The 18,805-nt window shown below is 40.1% G+C and carries 15 protein-coding genes; 11 read left to right on the plus strand and 4 right to left on the minus strand.

Annotation, left to right across the window (positions count from 1 at the left end; all coding sequences use genetic code 11):
- The first annotated feature begins 52 nt into the window (after positions 1-52).
- From LXL81_RS16055 to LXL81_RS16065, 3 genes are all read left to right on the plus strand, one after another.
- Positions 53-691, plus strand: a complete 639-nt coding sequence (locus LXL81_RS16055) for an MBL fold metallo-hydrolase (RefSeq protein WP_234647815.1) — start codon at positions 53-55, stop codon at positions 689-691.
- Positions 692-785: 94 nt separating this feature from the next.
- On the plus strand, positions 786-1,487 hold the full coding sequence (pssA, locus tag LXL81_RS16060) for a CDP-diacylglycerol--serine O-phosphatidyltransferase (protein ID WP_234647816.1): 702 nt from the start codon (positions 786-788) through the stop codon (positions 1,485-1,487).
- A 130-nt stretch (positions 1,488-1,617) separates the two neighbouring features.
- Positions 1,618-2,619 carry a 3-oxoacyl-ACP synthase III family protein gene (locus LXL81_RS16065; protein ID WP_234647817.1) on the plus strand — a complete coding sequence of 334 codons (1,002 nt, stop codon included), beginning with the start codon at positions 1,618-1,620 and terminating at the stop codon, positions 2,617-2,619.
- 103 nt (positions 2,620-2,722) lie between these two features.
- On the opposite strand, the gene LXL81_RS16070 is transcribed toward LXL81_RS16065, so the two are convergent.
- Positions 2,723-3,082 carry a CoA-binding protein gene (locus LXL81_RS16070; RefSeq protein ID WP_234647818.1) on the minus strand — a complete coding sequence of 120 codons (360 nt, stop codon included), beginning with the start codon at positions 3,080-3,082 and terminating at the stop codon, positions 2,723-2,725.
- A gap of 133 nt (positions 3,083-3,215) precedes the next feature.
- On the opposite strand from LXL81_RS16070, the gene LXL81_RS16075 reads away from it, so the two are divergent.
- Positions 3,216-3,794 (plus strand): NUMOD4 domain-containing protein, encoded by a 579-nt coding sequence (locus LXL81_RS16075; protein WP_234647819.1) that lies wholly within the window; start codon positions 3,216-3,218, stop codon positions 3,792-3,794.
- A 24-nt stretch (positions 3,795-3,818) separates the two neighbouring features.
- On the opposite strand, the gene LXL81_RS16080 is transcribed toward LXL81_RS16075, so the two are convergent.
- Positions 3,819-4,115 carry an iron-sulfur cluster biosynthesis family protein gene (locus tag LXL81_RS16080; RefSeq protein ID WP_234647820.1) on the minus strand — a complete coding sequence of 99 codons (297 nt, stop codon included), beginning with the start codon at positions 4,113-4,115 and terminating at the stop codon, positions 3,819-3,821.
- Between the two features lie 248 nt (positions 4,116-4,363).
- Between LXL81_RS16080 and LXL81_RS16085 the strand changes: the two genes are divergently transcribed.
- A complete protein-coding gene (locus LXL81_RS16085; RefSeq protein WP_234647821.1) occupies positions 4,364-4,882 on the plus strand; it encodes a hypothetical protein in 519 nt (172 codons plus the stop codon).
- Between the two features lie 67 nt (positions 4,883-4,949).
- On the plus strand, positions 4,950-7,358 hold the full coding sequence (locus LXL81_RS16090; protein WP_234647822.1) for an endonuclease MutS2: 2,409 nt from the start codon (positions 4,950-4,952) through the stop codon (positions 7,356-7,358).
- Between the two features lie 226 nt (positions 7,359-7,584).
- Here the strand turns inward: LXL81_RS16090 and LXL81_RS16095 are convergent, their stop codons facing one another.
- Positions 7,585-8,829 carry a sugar MFS transporter gene (locus LXL81_RS16095; RefSeq protein WP_234647823.1) on the minus strand — a complete coding sequence of 415 codons (1,245 nt, stop codon included), beginning with the start codon at positions 8,827-8,829 and terminating at the stop codon, positions 7,585-7,587.
- Positions 8,830-9,087: 258 nt separating this feature from the next.
- Between LXL81_RS16095 and LXL81_RS16100 the strand changes: the two genes are divergently transcribed.
- The 5 genes from LXL81_RS16100 to LXL81_RS16120 all read left to right on the plus strand — a co-directional run bounded on the left by LXL81_RS16100 (position 9,088) and on the right by LXL81_RS16120 (position 16,877).
- Positions 9,088-10,218 carry a Gfo/Idh/MocA family protein gene (locus LXL81_RS16100; protein WP_234647921.1) on the plus strand — a complete coding sequence of 377 codons (1,131 nt, stop codon included), beginning with the start codon at positions 9,088-9,090 and terminating at the stop codon, positions 10,216-10,218.
- A 108-nt stretch (positions 10,219-10,326) separates the two neighbouring features.
- Entirely contained in the window at positions 10,327-11,472 is a 1,146-nt protein-coding gene (locus LXL81_RS16105; protein WP_234647824.1) for a Gfo/Idh/MocA family protein, read from the plus strand.
- 220 nt (positions 11,473-11,692) lie between these two features.
- The gene (locus LXL81_RS16110) at positions 11,693-12,061 is read left to right on the plus strand and encodes a four helix bundle protein (protein ID WP_234647825.1); all 369 of its coding nucleotides are present in this window, start codon (positions 11,693-11,695) and stop codon (positions 12,059-12,061) included.
- 179 nt (positions 12,062-12,240) lie between these two features.
- A complete protein-coding gene (locus LXL81_RS16115) occupies positions 12,241-13,293 on the plus strand; it encodes a sugar phosphate isomerase/epimerase (RefSeq protein WP_194119460.1) in 1,053 nt (350 codons plus the stop codon).
- A gap of 191 nt (positions 13,294-13,484) precedes the next feature.
- A complete protein-coding gene (locus LXL81_RS16120; protein WP_409013915.1) occupies positions 13,485-16,877 on the plus strand; it encodes a ThuA domain-containing protein in 3,393 nt (1,130 codons plus the stop codon).
- 936 nt (positions 16,878-17,813) lie between these two features.
- On the opposite strand, the gene LXL81_RS16125 is transcribed toward LXL81_RS16120, so the two are convergent.
- Positions 17,814-18,650: a TIGR02757 family protein gene (locus LXL81_RS16125; RefSeq protein ID WP_409013910.1), complete on the minus strand. Its 837-nt coding sequence runs from the start codon at positions 18,648-18,650 to the stop codon at positions 17,814-17,816.
- Positions 18,651-18,805 lie beyond the last annotated feature (155 nt).

Raw genomic sequence — 18,805 nt, forward strand, 5'->3', positions numbered from 1 at the left:
TTTGTAACTTCGCAATTATCCTTTACGGATACTAAACCTTATGATCGTAAAAATGATACAAATAAAATCTTTCGTCTTCAACCCGTTTTCGGAGAACACTTACATATTATATGACGAGACTGGCGAGGCTGTCATTGTAGATCCCGGTTGTTATGACAAAGCAGAATTCCAGGAACTCTACGATTATATTGAAACCAATGCGCTAAAACCGGTTCGCATAATCAATACACATGCACACATTGACCATGTTTTGGGAGTAGCCGCGGTAAAAGCAAAATACAAGATCCCTTTTTCCCTGCATCGTATCGACGAGCCTTTGCTGAAGGCGGTGAAAACGTATGCCTCCAATTACGGTTTCAATCAATTTGATGAACCGGAAATTGATTCTTATTTTGATGAAGGCGATGTAGTAACATTTGGGAACTCCTCGCTGAGAATTCTTTTTGTTCCGGGACATGCGCCCGGCCATGTTGCTTTTGTCAATGATGAACAGCAATTCGTGATTGGCGGAGATGTGTTGTTTCGTCAGAGTATTGGCCGGACCGATCTTCCCGGTGGCAGTTTGGAAATATTAATTGACAGTATCCGCACAAAACTTTTTACGCTTGCAGATGGTTACACTGTCTATGCGGGACATATGCAGCCGACAACGATCGGTTTTGAAAAGAAAAATAACCCCTTTTTGAATTAGAATGATATTATAAATTCAAACCGATACAGATTACTTCTGATTTTATAATTTCCTTTGTTATCCCGCACCTCTAACTTTGTATTGAAAAACAAAAATGTTTAACCGGCATATTCCAAACGTTCTGACCTGCCTGAATCTGCTTTGCGGCTGTATTGGTGTGACTGAGGCGTTTCATAACAATATCGTTATTTCCTGTTGGCTTATCGGTATCGCGTTGATCTTTGATTTTTTCGACGGTTTTGCTGCAAGGTTATTAAAAGTAAGTTCTCCAATCGGAAGAGACCTGGATTCGCTAGCCGATATGGTTACGTTTGGATTGCTTCCTTCCATCATCATTTATCAGTTGCTGATGCAAAGTATTCCTGATCTTGTAGGAATCTGGAAGGCATATCCTGCATTTTTAATCGCTATATTTTCTGCGATCCGTTTGGCAAAATTCAATAATGACCCAAGACAAAGTGATTCGTTCATTGGCGTTCCCACACCTGCTGCTGCATTGTTGATTGCCTCCCTGCCACTTATAATTTTTAATGACGATTCCTGGAAACCGTTAATTGTTAACACAACCAATTTACTGATCCTTACTGTCGTTATCTGTTTTCTTCTTGTTTCTGAAATTAAATTACTGGCACTTAAATTCAGATCTTTTGGCTGGAAAGGCAATGAGGCCCGGTACTTACTGATGCTTTTGACCGTCGTTTTGCTATTGCTGTTTAAAATCCTGGCGGTTCCGGTTATTTTTGTTGTATATCTGGCACTTTCCTTAACGGCTAATATGGTTGAAAAAAAGTCATAAATAGGTAACAATTACTTTTTGTTGCAAATTTGCAAATTCGGAAGAATGAAATTTCAGGTTTTAATTTATTCAGGAAAAACCTGCGGATCAATTTTTTCAAATTGCTTAAAATACCAAATCAAACTCTTTCATGACATTTTCGCGTATCACCGGCCTTGGCTATTACGTTCCTGACAACATTATCACCAACAATGACCTTACCCAATGGATGGAAACGTCCGATGAATGGATTCAGGAAAGGACCGGAATAAAGGAACGTCGTTATTTTGAATACGGAAAAGATACCAATTACAGCATGGCCGCCTCTGCTTCGCGTCAAGCACTTGAACGTGCCGGCCTGACGCCTGATGCTGTGGATGTTATTGTATATGCCACAATCACACCTGATTACTTTTTTCCCGGTTCTGCGTTTTTAATGCAGCGCGAATTGGGAATGGACGGAAAGCCGGTTATTGATATCCGTCAGCAATGCTCCGGATTTGTCTATGCACTTTCCATAGCAGATCAGTTTATAAAATCCGGTATGTATAAAACTGCGCTTGTCGTGGGCTCTGAGATTCAGTCATCCTGGATTGACAAAAGTACGGCCGGGAGAAATACTGCGGTGATATTTGGAGATGGTGCGGGTGCGGCAGTTTTGCAGGCTACGGAAGATGTGAATCATCGAATTTTGTCTACGCATTTACATGCAGACGGTAGATTTGCAGAAGATCTTTATGTGAAGGAACCCGGCAGCAGCAGACCAGGCAGAACAGCAACAGCAGAAATGATTGAAGAAGGTGGTTTTAATGTATTCATGAATGGAAACACAGTTTTCAAACATGCCATTGTCCGTTTTGGAGAAGTAATCAATGAGGCACTGGATGCCAATGGCTTTACTTCCGGCGATGTAAATGTGCTGGTACCACATCAGGCCAACATCAGAATCAGTGATTATGTACGTCAGCAAATGGGTCTATCCGAAGAGCAGGTGATCAATAATATTCAGCGTTTTGGAAATACCACTGCCGCGTCCATACCTATTGCAATGGCAGAAGCCTGGGAACAAGGAAGAATTAAGGAAGGAGATCTGGTATGTCTGGCCGCTTTTGGAAGCGGATTTACATGGGCTTCCGCATTGATCCGGTGGTAAAATAACGCATGTTTTTATTGAAACTAATAAATAGAAATTAAATTTGTCAGCATAAAAAAAGACAGAAAATCTGTCTTTTTTCAATACTCCCTCTCTATAATTTTTAATACTGACCAGTTGACAGCATTACTAAAGTGCATGCTTCCACTGGTACGATATTTATATTAACTAAAATGTTTTCAAATTCAGGATTTTCAGTACCGGGGTTAAAAATTACACGTTTCGGGTTTAATGAAATTATATAATCGTAGTAAGAAGGCTGAATAGTTGGGTTGATATATAATGTAACCGTGTCAATATCTTCAAAGATAACCGGTTCGGTAATTATCTCCTGATCAGCAACAACTCCTTTCCTTCTTCCAAGAAGTATAACCGGATGGCCGAGCGCATTAAGCTTTCTGGCAGCAAGGAATGAATATCTGGAAGGATTTGCGGAAGCACCAATGATAAGCGTACGTTTCATTTCTTTCAATTGAAAAAATTGTTAAACACTTTCAGTAGAAACATTCATTCCTGGCATTAAGTTTTCTTTATGCGGGTCAACAATTGCTAACAGAAAATAAAAATATTATAATTTAAAAATCGAAGGTCAAACAATGAATGAGCCAACGCCAACTATAAGCCGGAGTTTTTGGAACGAGAAATGGGCTAAAATCAAATTCGAAGAAGTTGAGAATGCCCCGCATTATGAAGTTTCCAACTATGGAAGATTGAAGAGTTTTCAAAATAATCCAAAGGACGGAGCGATCATTAAAGGATCTGTGATACAGGGTTATCGCTCTTTAAATATCCGTGTTACAGGGGGAAAAACCATCAATCGTTATGTACATAAGCTTGTCGCTGAGAACTTTGTAGAAAAAGCAAGTGATGATCACGGCTTTGTTATCCATACTGATTACGAGAAGCAGAATAATTATTTTGAAAATCTGAGATGGGTTACCAAAACGGAAATGATTGATCACAACCGTGAAAATCCGGCTTTTATCAACCGTGTTATTCCCCGTCGTACCAAAAATTATAAACTAACTGAGAGCAAAGTAAGAATTATCAAAAAGCTTCTTAAGAACGATAATAACCGTTTAAAAATGATCGCCAAGCAGTTTGGAATAACGCATACGCAATTAAACAGAATACGTTCCGGGGAAAACTGGAAACATGTTACGATTGAAGATTAGGACAAATTTGAAAAAGTGGGGATTTTATTTCTTATCAAGGGTCGAAACCGTATAACCGCTCCCGTTCATTCCTTCTTCATAATCTACCAAAACACCAAGAACATACATTAAATGCCGCTTGTCAATGATTACCTTAACACCGTCAATTTTGTAGATCTGGTCAAATCCCGAAGCAGTATCAAATCCCAATAAAAATGTTCCGCTGCATCCGCCACCACGCAACCCTACTCTTAAACCGTAGGTATCTGGTATTTTATTAGCTTCCAGCGTGGTGACAATTTCAAGCCTGGCCTTGTCTGTAATTTGAATTGGGTTTTCCATGACACTCAATAATAATTACCTTTCAAAAATAATTGCCCGATAAACAATTCAGATCTTAAAAGGATCGAAATAAACCTTGGCAAACCTATGTATCATCCCGGAAACTTGCCCGCACATACATAGGTTTGCTACAAGTTAACAGCAATTATGTTTTTTGAATTCGTATTTAATTCACTTTCTGCCTTCTAATTTTCAGTTATCTTGTAATTTCGCACATTGATGCGTTACAAAATACTATAAATAAAGCTATGGAGTATTACTCACTTATTACCGTTCTTATACTTGGTGCCATTGTAACTTATGGTATGTATCTGACCATTACCACAGTTGCTGAAAAAGTTTTTGACAAACAAAAAAATGATATCCGCAGCAAAAATATTGAAATTACATTACCACTTCGTTTGCAGGCTTACGAACGGATGTGTTTGTTTTTAGAACGAATTACGCCAAATAATTTGTTATTAAGACTGGTAGCCTCCGCCGGAAACGCACTGGAATTACAGCAAATACTTTTATACGAAATCCGTGAGGAATATAACCACAACCTGGCTCAGCAAATTTACATAAGCATTGATGCCTGGGGACAAGTTTCCAACGCAATGAATGAGATTGTTTCCGTAATTAACCAGGCTGCTGTTGAAGTCGATGCGGAAGCACCCGCTTCGGAGCTTGCTAAAAAGATCTTTGCGCAGGTTATCCAACAGGAAATTCAGCCTACCACACATGCCTTGAAGTTTGTGAAAGAGGAAATCCAGAGGTTATTTTAAAATGATTGTCTGCTTGATTTGAAACGTTAAATTTCAATCAGACTATTTCAAAATCAGAAATATTAGAATGTTATACCCCAATACGATTGAACAAAAATTAGGTTTTGACAAACTGCGCGAACTATTAAAAGAAGCGTGTATAAGTCCATTGGGGCGTGGTTTTGTTGAAAAAATCCGTTTTTCCGACAATTTTGGTATGGTTGAAAAACTCGTAAGCCAAACTGCCGAAATGAAACGTGTTATGGAAATCGGAGAAGATTTCCCTTCTCAAAATTATATTGACGCCACACCATATCTGAAACGTGCAAGCATTGAAGGTATGCTGCTAACCCTGGAAGAATTTTCAGATTTAAAAGCATCACTTCAAACCATCCGTCTTTGCCTGCGTTTTTTTGCCAATCAGGAACCTGAGTCATTTCCGCTTTTGAGTGAATATGCCAAAACTGTTCGTGTTGATAAAGCGATTACAGATTCAATCGATAAGATCATTGATGACCGCGGACAAATTCGTGATACTGCTTCGCCGGAACTGGCAAGAATCAGAAAAAAACTGATCTCCGAACAGGCCGGAATTCGTAAAAAACTGGATACCATGCTCCGCACTGCCAAAAGCAGTGGCTGGATCAGTGAAGATGTTTCGCTGACGGTAAGAAATGGCAGGATGGTAATTCCTCTTGCGGCTGAGCATAAGCGTAAGTTAAAAGGATTTATTCATGATGAATCCTCAACCGGTCAAACCGTTTTCATAGAACCAACGGATGTTTTTGAATCCAATAATGAAATCAGAGAACTGGAATATGAAGAGCGCCGGGAAATAAACCGCATACTAATGCATTTGACGGATCAGTTACGGCCATTTGTTCCTGATCTTCAAAAGGCATATTCTTTTTTAGGTTTAATGGATTTCCTGCGGGCAAAGGCAAAAATTGCTATTCAAATGAATGCAACAAATCCAACTTTTGTAAACAAACAGTTCGTTGATTGGAAAGATGCCAGACATCCGCTTTTGCATTTATCATTCCAAAAACAAGTAAAAAAAGTTGTCCCACTGAATATTCAGTTGCAGGACAAACAGAGAATTCTGATTGTTTCAGGACCCAATGCCGGGGGGAAATCTGTTTCCTTAAAAACGGTTGGATTGATCCAGTATATGCATCAATGCGGACTTCTGGTACCGATGGCGGACGGATCTTCCATGGGGTTTTTCCAGAATATTTTTATTGATATTGGTGATGAACAGTCGCTGGAAAATGATCTGAGTACTTACAGCTCACATCTTACCAACATGCGACATTTTCTTACTCTGGCCAATAAAAGAACTCTTTTCCTGATTGATGAATTTGGAACCGGAACGGAACCTGGACTCGGTGGAGCCATCGCAGAAGCAATCCTGGAAGACCTGACCAAATCCGGTGCTTATGGCGTGATCAATACCCATTATACTAATTTAAAAGTCCTGGCCGATAAAACAGAAGGTCTGGTTAATGGTGCCATGAGATTTGATGGAGAACATCTGGAACCGATTTATCAACTTGAAATCGGAAGACCCGGAAGCTCTTTTGCCTTTGAAATCGCGTCAAAAATCGGTTTGCCGAATACGGTTATCAACCGGGCCAAAGAAAAACTGGGAACACAGCAGGTCAATTTTGAAAAATTACTGAAAGAACTGGATATTGAACGCAAGGTTTTTGCGGAAAAAAATATTGAACTCGGTATCAAAGAAAGAAAAGCTGCTCAGCAACTTTCTGAATATACCAGATTAAAATCCGATCTGGAAAATAACGAGAAAAAGCTGGTCAATGATGCAAAACAAAGAGCGAAAAACTTATTGTCGGACGCAAATCAGCTTATTGAAAATACAATCCGGGAAATAAAAGAAAATAAAGCAGAAAAGGAGAAGACAAAAACGGTACGTACAAACCTTGAAGATTTTGGTAAAAAGAACCTGAAACTGGAAGAAGTCGAAGAGCTTCCGTCGGAAGATAATGTTTTTGAACCGGAAGACGGAGCGATTGCTGTTGGTAGTTACGTCCGGATTTTAGGACAAACCGCAATTGGTGAAGTTCTTGCGCTAAAAGGAAAAGATGTAGAAATCCGGATTGGAGATCTAAAATCGAATATCAAACTAAACCGTCTTGAAAAAGTTTCTAATAAAACATACAAGGCGGCAACAGGTGAGAAGAAATTGAAAACATCTTCAAAAGGCGTTGATTTGAACGAACGGATGATGAATTTTAGTTTTAATCTGGACATTCGTGGAAAACGCGGCGAAGAAGCTTTGGGCGTTTTGGATTCGTTTATGGATAATGCCATAATGCTCGGCTACGATGAGCTGCGTGTTGTGCACGGTAAAGGTGACGGAATCTTGCGAACGCTTGTGCGGAATCATTTGCGTGGCTATTCACACGTTTCTGGTATGCAGGATGAACATGCAGATCGTGGCGGAGCAGGTGTGACAATTGTGAAATTGAAATAGTTTATTTCCCGGATTTTGCGACGTGCAGCGTAGGGGTCACGCCTTGTGCTGACCCGGAACTGCTAACCAAACCCTATTCGAGAAAATAAGAAAATCAAAAAAGTCAGCCCACGGGCTGACTTTTTTGATAATAGGAAATCTGGTTAATTCCGAAATCTGGATAATGGATAGTCCTATCCTCCGGGAATAGGGCGACCACGAGGGTCGCCCCTACCTTCGCACCAAATTACAATTGCGGCGATTTTAATATTTCTGTTTGATCCACATATACCGGTCTTTTATTACCAATCCAGAAATAAAGAATAATAAACATAACCAAAGCCACAAGCGGGAACATAATCATATTTTGCAAAGTTGCCTGTCCGGCAGCCAGTTCAGCCGCATCGCCAGTCACACCGGCAGCAGCCTGAACCGCTTTTTCATTATCAAGCCATTTTCCAATAACAGGCTGGAAAATAGAAGTCGAGAACATTCCCATACCACCAACGATAGAAAGACCAAATGCACCTGTTTGAGGCATGTATTCAGCCACAAAGCCAAGCATCGTCGGCCAGAAATAACATACACCTACTGCAAATAACATAGCAGCAAAGTAAACTAATCCACCTGTTGCGATACTCATCAGATAAATACCGATTGCAGCCATAACCGTAGAACTTAATAGAATTGTTAACGGATTAAGACGATGAACAATCGGACCGGCGAAGAAACGGCCAACCGCCATTAAACCCGTCACGCAAACCAGAATAATCATCGGGCTCGCACCAACTTTTCCAAGAATTGGACCAACCCATTGTTCCGGACCAAATTCGGAGATAGCAGTAAATGCCATCGCAACCATGATAAAGATATATAGCGGAGAAAGCATTGCTTTAAAATTACCCGCAGTATTTGCTTCAACTTTACTGACAGGGAATGTTTGTCCCCAGAAAAGTACTGCGTAGATAACGGCTGGAATGGTAATCACCCACATTTGCGCCTGCCAGTTGAAGCCGCCGTCGGTCATAAACTTAGAAATAAGACTTCCTACCACAATTCCACCTGGAAACCACATGTGAAAGCGGTTCATCATTTTATTCAAAGTACTACCTGAATAAGTGTCGGCGATCATCGGGTTACAGGCTGCTTCCGTACATCCATTACCAAATCCGATGAAAAAAGTAGAAATCAGCAAACCCCAGAAACCTTGTGCATAAATGGTCAGGATTATCCCCAGTGCGTGACTGATAAAAGTTACAACAATTATTCTTTTAGGGCCAACAACATTGTACAAAGCGCCAAACACGATCATGGCGATTGGAAAACCAAAAAACGCCATAGAATTGATGTATCCCAACTGCTCGCCGGACAAACTAAATTTTTCCCCTAGTTCGGTAAGTATACCTGCGCGGATACTGAATGAAAATGCAGTTGTAATAAGTGCAAAACAGCTTGCATTGAAAAGCCGAGAGCTATTTACTGGTTGAGCCATGCGTAGAAAAAATTAAATAAGTTAAAGGTTAAAATATATGAGAGTGACTAATTACGAACATTATGACAAGGAAATTGTATAAAAATTTCACAAAAAAAACAAATACTCATCAATTATACTACTCTATCTTTACGGACAGACATATTTTTTATATGTTAAATATATCTTTGTAAGAAGTAAGAGTAATAGATACTACTCTTTATAAGTATAAAATCTTTTTGAAACTTTAAACCCAGAGGAATGTCACGAAAGATAAGGATGGGTATGGTGGGAGGAACACTTGATGCTTTTATCGGAGGAGTTCACCGCCGTGCGGCCATCATGGATGGAGAAATAGAACTGGTTTGCGGCGCTTTCAGCTCGTCTCCCGAAAAATCAAAAGAGACTGGTAAAGCCCTTTATTTGCCCGAAGACCGCGTTTATGCAAATTTTGAGGAAATGATCCTTAAAGAAAAGCAGCTTCCGGAAGGAGAACGGATGGACTTCATTTCTGTTGTTACTCCCAATCACGTACATGCAGCGCCTACTAAACTTGCTCTTGAAAACGGCTTTCACGTTGTATGCGATAAGCCAATTACACTTAATGTAAAAGAAGCAGAAGAAATTGTGGAACTGGTAGAAAAAACCGGACTGATTTTCTGTCTGACACATAATTATACCGGTTATCCGATGGTTAAAGAAGCAAAAGAAATGATTGCTTCGGGTGCGATTGGGAAAATACGGAAAGTAATTGTGGAATATCCGCAGGGCTGGCTTTCAACGATGGTTGAGGTAACCGGCAACAAACAAGCTGCCTGGCGTACTGATCCTAGTAAATCCGGGGCAGGCGGAAGCCTTGGCGATATTGGAACTCATGCCGAAAACCTTGCAGAATATATCACCGGATTAAAAATCACGCAGCTTTGCGCAGACTTAACCATTTTTGTTGAAGGTCGCCAGCTTGATGATGATGCTAATATTTTATTACGTTTCAACAATGGAGCGAAAGGTATTTTACAGGACAGCCAGATTGCAAACGGAGAAGAAAACGATTTGAACATTCGTATTTACGGAGAAACCGGCGGATTGCAGTGGAGACAAATGGAGCCTAATACACTTATCCATAAAACCCAGCAAGGGATGAGACATATCCGTACTGGTGTTGGTAATTTATCAAAAGCGGCGCAGGTTCATACAAGAATTCCGGCAGGCCATCCGGAAGGATACTTTGAAGCATTTGCTAATCTATACCGGAACTTCGCAATCCACGTCCGTGCACATCAGGAAGGAAGAAAAGCAGATCCTGTCTATGATTTCCCTACTGCACAAGATGGTTTACGCGGAATGAGGTTTGTCGAAACCGTGCTGGCGTCTGATAAGTCTGACACAAAATGGACAACTTTTGAGTAGATAATAAACGGATTCGTATTTGAAGATCGGAAACCGTTCCGGTCTTCTTTTCTGATACGCTTATCCACGTTTAGATATAATTTTCACCTTTCACTTTTTACCAGGTTTATGAATAAAATAAAAGTTGGTGTAGTTGGAACCGGTTTTATTGGTCCTGCCCATATCGAAGCATTAAGACGCTTGCCAAATGTAGAAGTAGCAGCACTTTGCGAAGTAACCGCAGAAATTGCACAACAAAAAGCTGACGGATTAGGCATTCCACGCGCTTACACTTTCGATGAATTGTTGAAGCAGGACGATATTACCGTTATCCATATCTGTACACCAAACTTCCTTCACTATTCGCAGTCGAAAGCCGCTTTGCTGGCCGGAAAACATGTTATTTGTGAAAAACCACTTGCCAAAGATTTAGTTGAAGCAGAAGAACTGGTTGAACTTGCAGCGAAAACCGGTCTGGTAAATGCTGTACATTTCAATTTGCGTTATTATCCATTGGCCCGTCAGATGAAGTCTATGCGTGAGCGTGGCGAATTGGGGGAGATTTATTCTTTCATCGGTTCATATCTTCAAGACTGGCTGTTTTATGAAACTGATTATAACTGGCGTCTTGAACCGGACAAATCCGGTGATTCCCGCGCGATTGCCGATATCGGCTCTCACTTGATGGATATACTTGAATATATCACAGGTTTGAAAACGGTTGAAGTTCTTGCAGATTTCAACACAATTCACAAGACGCGTAAAAAACCGTTGAAACCGGTAGAAACATATTCAGGAAAAATGCTTCAGCCGGAAGATTACGCTGATGTACCTATCACGACAGAAGATCATGCGAATGTGCTTCTTCGTTTTGATAACGGAAGCAAAGGTGTAATTACTGTTTCCCAGGTTTCAGCTGGTCGTAAAAACCGTATGACGCTGGAAATTTCAGGTTCGAAGAAAACTTTCAACTGGACTTCCGAAGCACCAAATGAAATGTGGATTGGTAACCGTGACAAGAGTAATGAAATTTTAATGCGTGATCCATCGCTCGTAAATGACGATGTTCGCTCACTAATCACTTTCCCAGGCGGACACAACGAAGGTTTTCCGGATACATCAAAACAAATGTTCAAGGAAGTTTACGCAGCCATCGCAGAAGGCAAACAGCCAGAAAACCCAACTTTCCCAACTTTTGCTGATGGATACCGTGAACTTTTGATCTGTGAAAGAATTTTGGAGAGCAATAAGAAGCAGGCTTGGGTAACGGTTTAATTTTGAATGAGTGAATAAAGGAATGAGAGAGTGAGTGAATGATAGAATGAGTGAATATTTGGCTCATTAGGATTTCTTGATATGAATATAATTTAGGCAAGGAATAACAATACTATACAATGGGGAAAGCAATTCAAGCAACTAAGTTTGTTCCACCCCATTCTATCATTCTATCATTCACTCATTTTCCAATTCACTCACTTTATCATTCTAAATTGAAATGACACACACTAAAGAAGAATTTATTGATGCTTTAAAAGACAGAACTAAACAATTTGTTTTACGAAGTATTAAATTATTTAAAGCTTTGCCTTCCTCGGAAGAAGCCCGAATTATTGGAAAACAATTTCTAAGATCAGCATCTTCGGTAGGAGCAAATTATCGGGCGGTTTGTAGAGCCAGAAGTAACAGAGAGTTTTTCGCCAAACTAAGTATAACAGTCGAAGAAGCGGATGAATCTTTATTTTGGCTGGAAATAATTTCAGAATCCGGTATCTTGCCAATGGAAAAAATTAACAGTTTAATGAATGAAGCAGAAGAAATAGTAAAAATTCTATCCAAAGCCAGAAGCAATTCTAGACATAATTAAAACGATAGAATGAGTGAGTGATAGAATCAGTGAATATTTGGCTCATTCAGTTTTCTCTAAAATGAATAATTTGGTCAGGATAATTTTAAAATTTATCCCAATCCAATACCAGTTCAAGCCTTCAAGTTTGTTCTGCCCATTCTATCATTCAATCATTCTATCATTCAAAATTAAAACTCATGAAAACTATAAAAGGACCTGGAATCTTTCTTGCTCAATTTTTGGGTGACGAAGCTCCATTTAATACCCTCGATGGTATCACAACATATATGGCTGATCTTGGCTATAAAGGTGTTCAGCTACCGATCTGGGATCCGAGAGTTATTGATATCAAACTTGCTGCTGAATCTCAGACTTATGCAGATGAGTTGAAAGGAAAACTGAAAGACAAAGGTTTGGAAATTACGGAACTGGCTTCACATATTATCGGTCAGCTGGTTGCTTCGCATCCGGTTTATGATGAAATGTATGACGGTTTTGCAGCTCCGGAAGTTCGGAATAACCCAAAAGCAAGAGCAGAATGGGCCACACAGCAATTGAAATATACGGCGGTTGCCAGTAAAAATCTTGGACTGAAAGCCAGTGCAACTTTCTCTGGTGCTCTGGCATGGCCATTTTTATATCCATGGCCACAACGTCCGGCAGGTTTGGTTGAAACTGCTTTTAAAGAATTAGCTGCCCGCTGGAAACCAATACTGGATGTTTATGACGAAAACGGAGTTGACGTTTGCTACGAACTCCACCCTGGCGAAGATCTTTTTGACGGTTCAACTTTTGAAATGTTCGTTGATTATCTTGACGGACACACAAGAGCGAATATCAACTATGACCCAAGCCATTTTGTTCTGCAACAACTGGATTATTTACAATTCATTGATTTGTACCATGACCGTATCAAAGCATTTCACGTAAAAGATGCCGAGTTTAATCCAACCGGAAAACAAGGTGTTTACAGTGGATTTGCAGGATGGGCCGACCGCGCAGGACGTTTCCGTTCGTTGGGTGATGGTCAGGTTGATTTCAAAGGTATTTTCTCAAAACTTTCACAGTATGATTATGATAGCTGGGCTGTTCTTGAATGGGAATGCTGCATAAAATCACCGGTACAAGGTGCTGCCGAAGGTGCTCCATTTATTGCAAATCAGATTATTGAAGTTACAACCAAAGCTTTTGACGATTTTGCAGGTACCGGTGCTGATGAAGCATTCAACCGCAGAGCGTTAGGACTGTAATTAAATAATTGTCGATATAACAAGTAAAATAAAAACCTATCGTTCTTATGACTGATAGGTTTTTTTATGTTTTTAGTTGTAAATTTTCGCGAATAAAATAGCAGAGAATATAATTTCAGAAGTAATAAACCATGACCTTTTAACAAAATCAATTTACCATTAGAATGAAGGATCAAGTCCGCAAAAAAAAGATGAATTATCTGAACGCATTTTGCCTCGCACTTTGCGTTTGTTTTTCCATCAGCGTTACTGCACAATCTGTTAATACCGGAAAACGCGTTTTAGTGTTTTCAAAAACTGCCGGTTTCCGGCATGGATCCATCGGCGCCGGGAAAGCTGCTATAACCAAATTAGGTACAGAGCACGGTTTTGGCGTTGATACAACAGAAAATGCAGCACTTTTTACCGAAAAAAATCTTCGTAAATATAGTGCCGTCATTTTCCTCAATACAACAGGAAATGTGCTGAACGACAATCAGCAGGAAGCTTTTGAACATTATATTCAGGCAGGCGGCGGATATCTTGGTATTCATGCAGCCTCGGATACTGAGTATGACTGGCAATGGTATAACAAACTGGTTGGTGCCTATTTCGCAAGTCACCCTGGAAACCCGAATGTTCAGAACGGAGAAGCTTATGTTGTAAACCGCGAGCATCCATCGATGGAGGGCTTTCCGGACCGCTGGAAAATTAAAGATGAATTTTATGACTTCAAGACTTTCAATCCGCAGGTAACTATTCTTGTTAAGATTGATGAAAAATCTTACAAAGATGGCAAAATGGGTAAAGACCACCCGATGTCCTGGTATCATGAATTTGATGGCGGAAAAGCTTTTTACACTAATTTCGGTCACGAAGACGCCACTTTTGAAAATCCTGTATTTTTAAAACATTTAATGGGTGGATTGAATTACGTGATGTCGCCAAAACTTGATTATTCAAAATCGCGTCCGGAAGAAAACCGTTTCACAAAAAAAGTATTGGCAACAAAACTTGATGAACCCACAGAACTGGTAGTTCTGGACGATCAGCGTGTTTTGTTTGCTGAAAGAAAAGGTAAATTGAAATTATACAGCCCAAAAACCGGAAAGGTAAAAGTAGTAGCGGAAGTTCCGGTTTATACCAAACAGGAATATGGTTTGATGGGATTGAATATCGATCCAAATTTTAAGACCAATAAACTGGTTTACCTATATTATTCTCCGCCTTCTACCGAAGCAGATACAGCGCAGCATTTGTCACGTTTTAAGTATGACGATGTAAAGGATACTTTATTATTATCGACCGAGGAAAACCTTTTGACAGTACCTGTTAAAAGAACAGATTGCTGCCACACAGGTGGATCCATCGCATGGGATGCCAAAGGAAATTTATATCTGTCGACCGGAGATGATGTGAATCCATTTCAGTCTGACGGATATGGGCCAATTGACGGCCGCCCCGGCCGTGAAGGTTGGGATGGACGCCATTCTTCTTCTAACACGAATTCCCTACGCGGAAAAATCCTTCGCATAAAACCTCGCTACGGCGATCGTCGCGCCAATATGCCGGGCGGTACTAATCTTTATGACATTCCCGAAGGTAATTTATTTCCGGTTGGCACAGACAACGGTGACGACCGCCGAACGCGCCCCGAAATTTATGTAATGGGAACCCGTAATCCATACCGTATTTCGGTGGATCAGCATACAGGTTATGTATACTGGGGAGATGTCGGACCTGATGCCTCTGACGACAATCCAAAACGTGGACCTCGTGGATATGACGAAGTAAACCAGGCGAGGAAAGCCGGATATTTTGGTTACCCTATGTTCATTGCTGATAACAAACCTTACGTTAGTTTTAATTTTGCAGACAGTACTTCCGGAAAACCTTTTGATCCGGCAGCACCTGTTAACGATTCTCCGCACAATACGGGTATCAAAAAGTTACCACCCGCTCAACCAGCATTTATCTGGTATCCTTATGCCGATTCGCCTGAATTTGGCCCAATTGTGGGAAAAGGTGGAAGAAATGCTATGGCTGGACCTGTTTATTATGCCAATGATTTTAAAGCAGGAAAAGATAAATTCCCGGATTATTACAATGGAAAGTTCTTCTCTTACGACTGGATCCGTGATTATATCAATGTTGTAACGATGAACGAAAAAGGCGATCTGGTAAACATCGAACGCTTTATGCCAAATGGAAAATTCAGTCATCCGATGGATATGCAATTCGCCAATGATGGTTCATTATACACATTGGAATACGGTCCAAACTGGTTTGCCCAAAATGATGAGGCCAGCCTTTCCCATATCACTTTTAATGCCGGAAACCGCGTTCCTGTGGCTGCTGCAAAAGCTACGAATACAACAGGAGCTATTCCTTTGAAAGTGGCGTTTTCGTCAAAAGGCTCGCAAGATTATGATGGCGATGCCATTAAATATGAGTGGTCATTTGGAAAAGGTTTAGGAAAAAGCACAATGCCAAATCCTACCTTTACTTATACCAAACCGGGTGAATACGTTGCGGTTTTGAAAGTAACTGACAGCGCCGGAAATAGTAATACATCAGAAGTGACAATCAAGGCAGGAAATGCAATTCCTCAGGTTGAAGTAGCGATTAAAGGCAACAAAACATTTTATTGGAATGACAAACCGGTAAGTTATGAAGTCAACGTTTCGGATAAAGAGGATGGCAGTCTGGTGAAGAAAACCATTCCCGAAGATGAAGTTATGCTGACGATTAATTATCTGGAAGGTTATGACAAAACGGTTTTGGCACAAGGTCATCAGGCGAATACAGGATTTGCTGCAGGAAAACGACTGATTGAATTAAGCGATTGTAAGGCCTGTCACTCTGTCGACAAAAAATCAATTGGACCCGCTTACATTGAGGTTGCCAAAAGATATGAAAATCAGCGTAACTCACTGAAAACACTTACTAATAAAGTTATCAAAGGTGGTGGCGGTGTTTGGGGAGAGCAGGCTATGGCGGCGCATCCTCAACACAAACCGGAAGAAGTTGAGGAAATGGTGAAATACATTCTTTCGCTTAATAAAAAGGAAGTGGTTGAGAAAAAACCATTGAAAAGCACGTATGTAACGGAAGCAAAGAAAAAAGATGGTTCGTATATTTTCACCGCAAGTTATACTGACAAAGGAAATGGAACGATGGGACCTTTGACTGGTTCAAAAACCATTGCACTACGCCCCGCCAAATTGCAGGCGAATACATTGGATGAAGGAAAGGGATATGCAAAATATAAATTACCATCCGGTCCGGAGGTTGTTTTAGGTTCTGCAAATGGAAGTTATATTGCTTTTGATGATATTGACCTGACAGATATTTCGACGCTGACAGTTGCTGTTATCAGTAGCGACAAAACCGCGGGCGGAATTCTGGAAGCACACTTGGATACGCCAACCGGGCCTAAAATTGGTGAAGCAAATGTTTCATCTTCTGAAACGCTGAATATTCCTGTAAAAGCACCCGTAGATAATAAAAAACACAAAGTGGTATTCGTTTTCAAAAATCCGTCTGCTAACGGCAAACCGCTTTTTGCGATTGATACGATTGATTTTAAAGAAAATGCGATGTAGATTTTTGTGTTAGATATAATTTGAAGAGAAGAATCCCCGCTGGTATTACCAGTCGGGATTCTTCATTTTATAACAGTTTTGGAATTAATAGTTGGTCTTCCATATTCTCAGTTCATGGCATCTTTCATGTCACCCTTTCAGGGTTAACCCACCTCATTTAGTCATCATTGCTATAATAATATCATCCCTTCGGGATTGCGGTTTTAGAAAGTTTTCGGGTTAAAATGAATTTAGTAAAACCAGGAAATAGTGACTTTCAAAACAAAATTTAAATAAAAAATTACCGCTAACATTCTGATATTCAGTCAAAAAAAATCCCGAAGGGATGACATTATTGTAGAAAAGGCTATTTATGCCGGGAGAGAAAAACCCTGAAAGGGTGGCATAAAAAACTACAAAAACTTCCTGAAACTCTATTCACTTCAACACCAATTTGAGCAGAACAAAATCCCGAAGGGATGACATTATTATAGAAGAGGAAATTTGAGCCGGGAAATTAAACCCTGAAAGGGTGGCATAAAAAACTCCAAAAACTTCCTGAAACTCTATTCACTTCAACCCCAATTTGAGCAGAACAAAATCCCGAAGGGATGACATTATTATAGAAGAGGAAATTTGAGCCGGGAAATTAAACCCTGAAAGGGTGACATAAAAAACTACAAAACTTCCTGAAACTCTATTCACTTCAAACCCAATTGAGCTAAACTAAATCCCGAAGGGATGACATTATTATAGAAGAGGAAATTTGAGCCGGGAAATTAAACCCTGAAAGGGTGGCATAAAAAACTACAAAAACTTCCTGAAACTCTATTCACTTCAAACCCAATTGAGCTAAACAAAATCCCGAAGGGATGACATTATTATAGAAAGGCTACTATGCCAGGAAATAAAAACCCTGAAAGGGTGGCATAGGAAACATCAAAACAATCAACATACTCAAACTAAAAATTCCTCTTTCGCAAACCCCTCAATTCCCAAACCAAACAACGCGAAATCATATAAAACCGGATCATTCGGATTCAACATCCGTAGCGCAGCCGTCAATTCTACTGCTGTCCGCCAATCGGTAACGGGTCTTTGAATCAATCCTAATTTCCTGGCTATCCGATCCACATGCACGTCACATGGACAAACAAGCTGTGATGGTTTAATTTGATCCCAAATCCCGAAATCGACACCTTTATCATCTTTCCTCACCATCCACCTCAAAAACATATTCAATCGCTTACAAGAAGATTTTCGGACCGGAGTAGCAATGTGTTTGCGGGTTCTCAAAGGAAAATTTTCCGAGTCACTGAAAAGATCATGAAACCCGATTAATCCATTTTCAATAGTAACATCTGTTTTGCCCATATGATTACTGAAAGCATTTTCCAGCGAATCATATTGATTGTAATAATTTTGGAAAAAGTGGAGAAAGTAGAGGGTATCCGTAGCATTGAAAGTACGGTGTTTGAAATCCAGGAATTTTTTCAGATCACTGTCCTGATGATTTTTGATAAAGTCGTAAGGAGCATTATCCATTAAAGCGGATAATTCCAGACATTTATTGATAATCGTTTTCCGTTGTCCCCAGGCGAGCACTGCGGCCCAGAAACCCATAATTTCAATATCCTGCTTTTTGGAAAAACGATGTGGAATGCTGATCGGATCAAAAGGAATAAAGCCCGGCTGGTTGTATTGTTCAGCTTTGGATTCCAGTAAATCAGTAATCGATTGGGAAATAGGAATGAATTCAATCTCAATTTCCAGCATGACCTCTGCCCAACACATACGCCAAAACTCGTGATATGCCGGAAAAGAACATCACAATACATGAGAATACAAATGTAAAAACAGCTATAAAGGGATACATAATCGTAAACATAACACTCCAGATTTTATAACCTGTCGTGTTTTTTGCAGCTGCTCTTTCTTCTTCCCTTTTA

This window comes from Dyadobacter sp. CY356 (assembly GCF_021440195.1).
In the GTDB taxonomy this organism is placed as follows: domain Bacteria; phylum Bacteroidota; class Bacteroidia; order Cytophagales; family Spirosomataceae; genus Dyadobacter.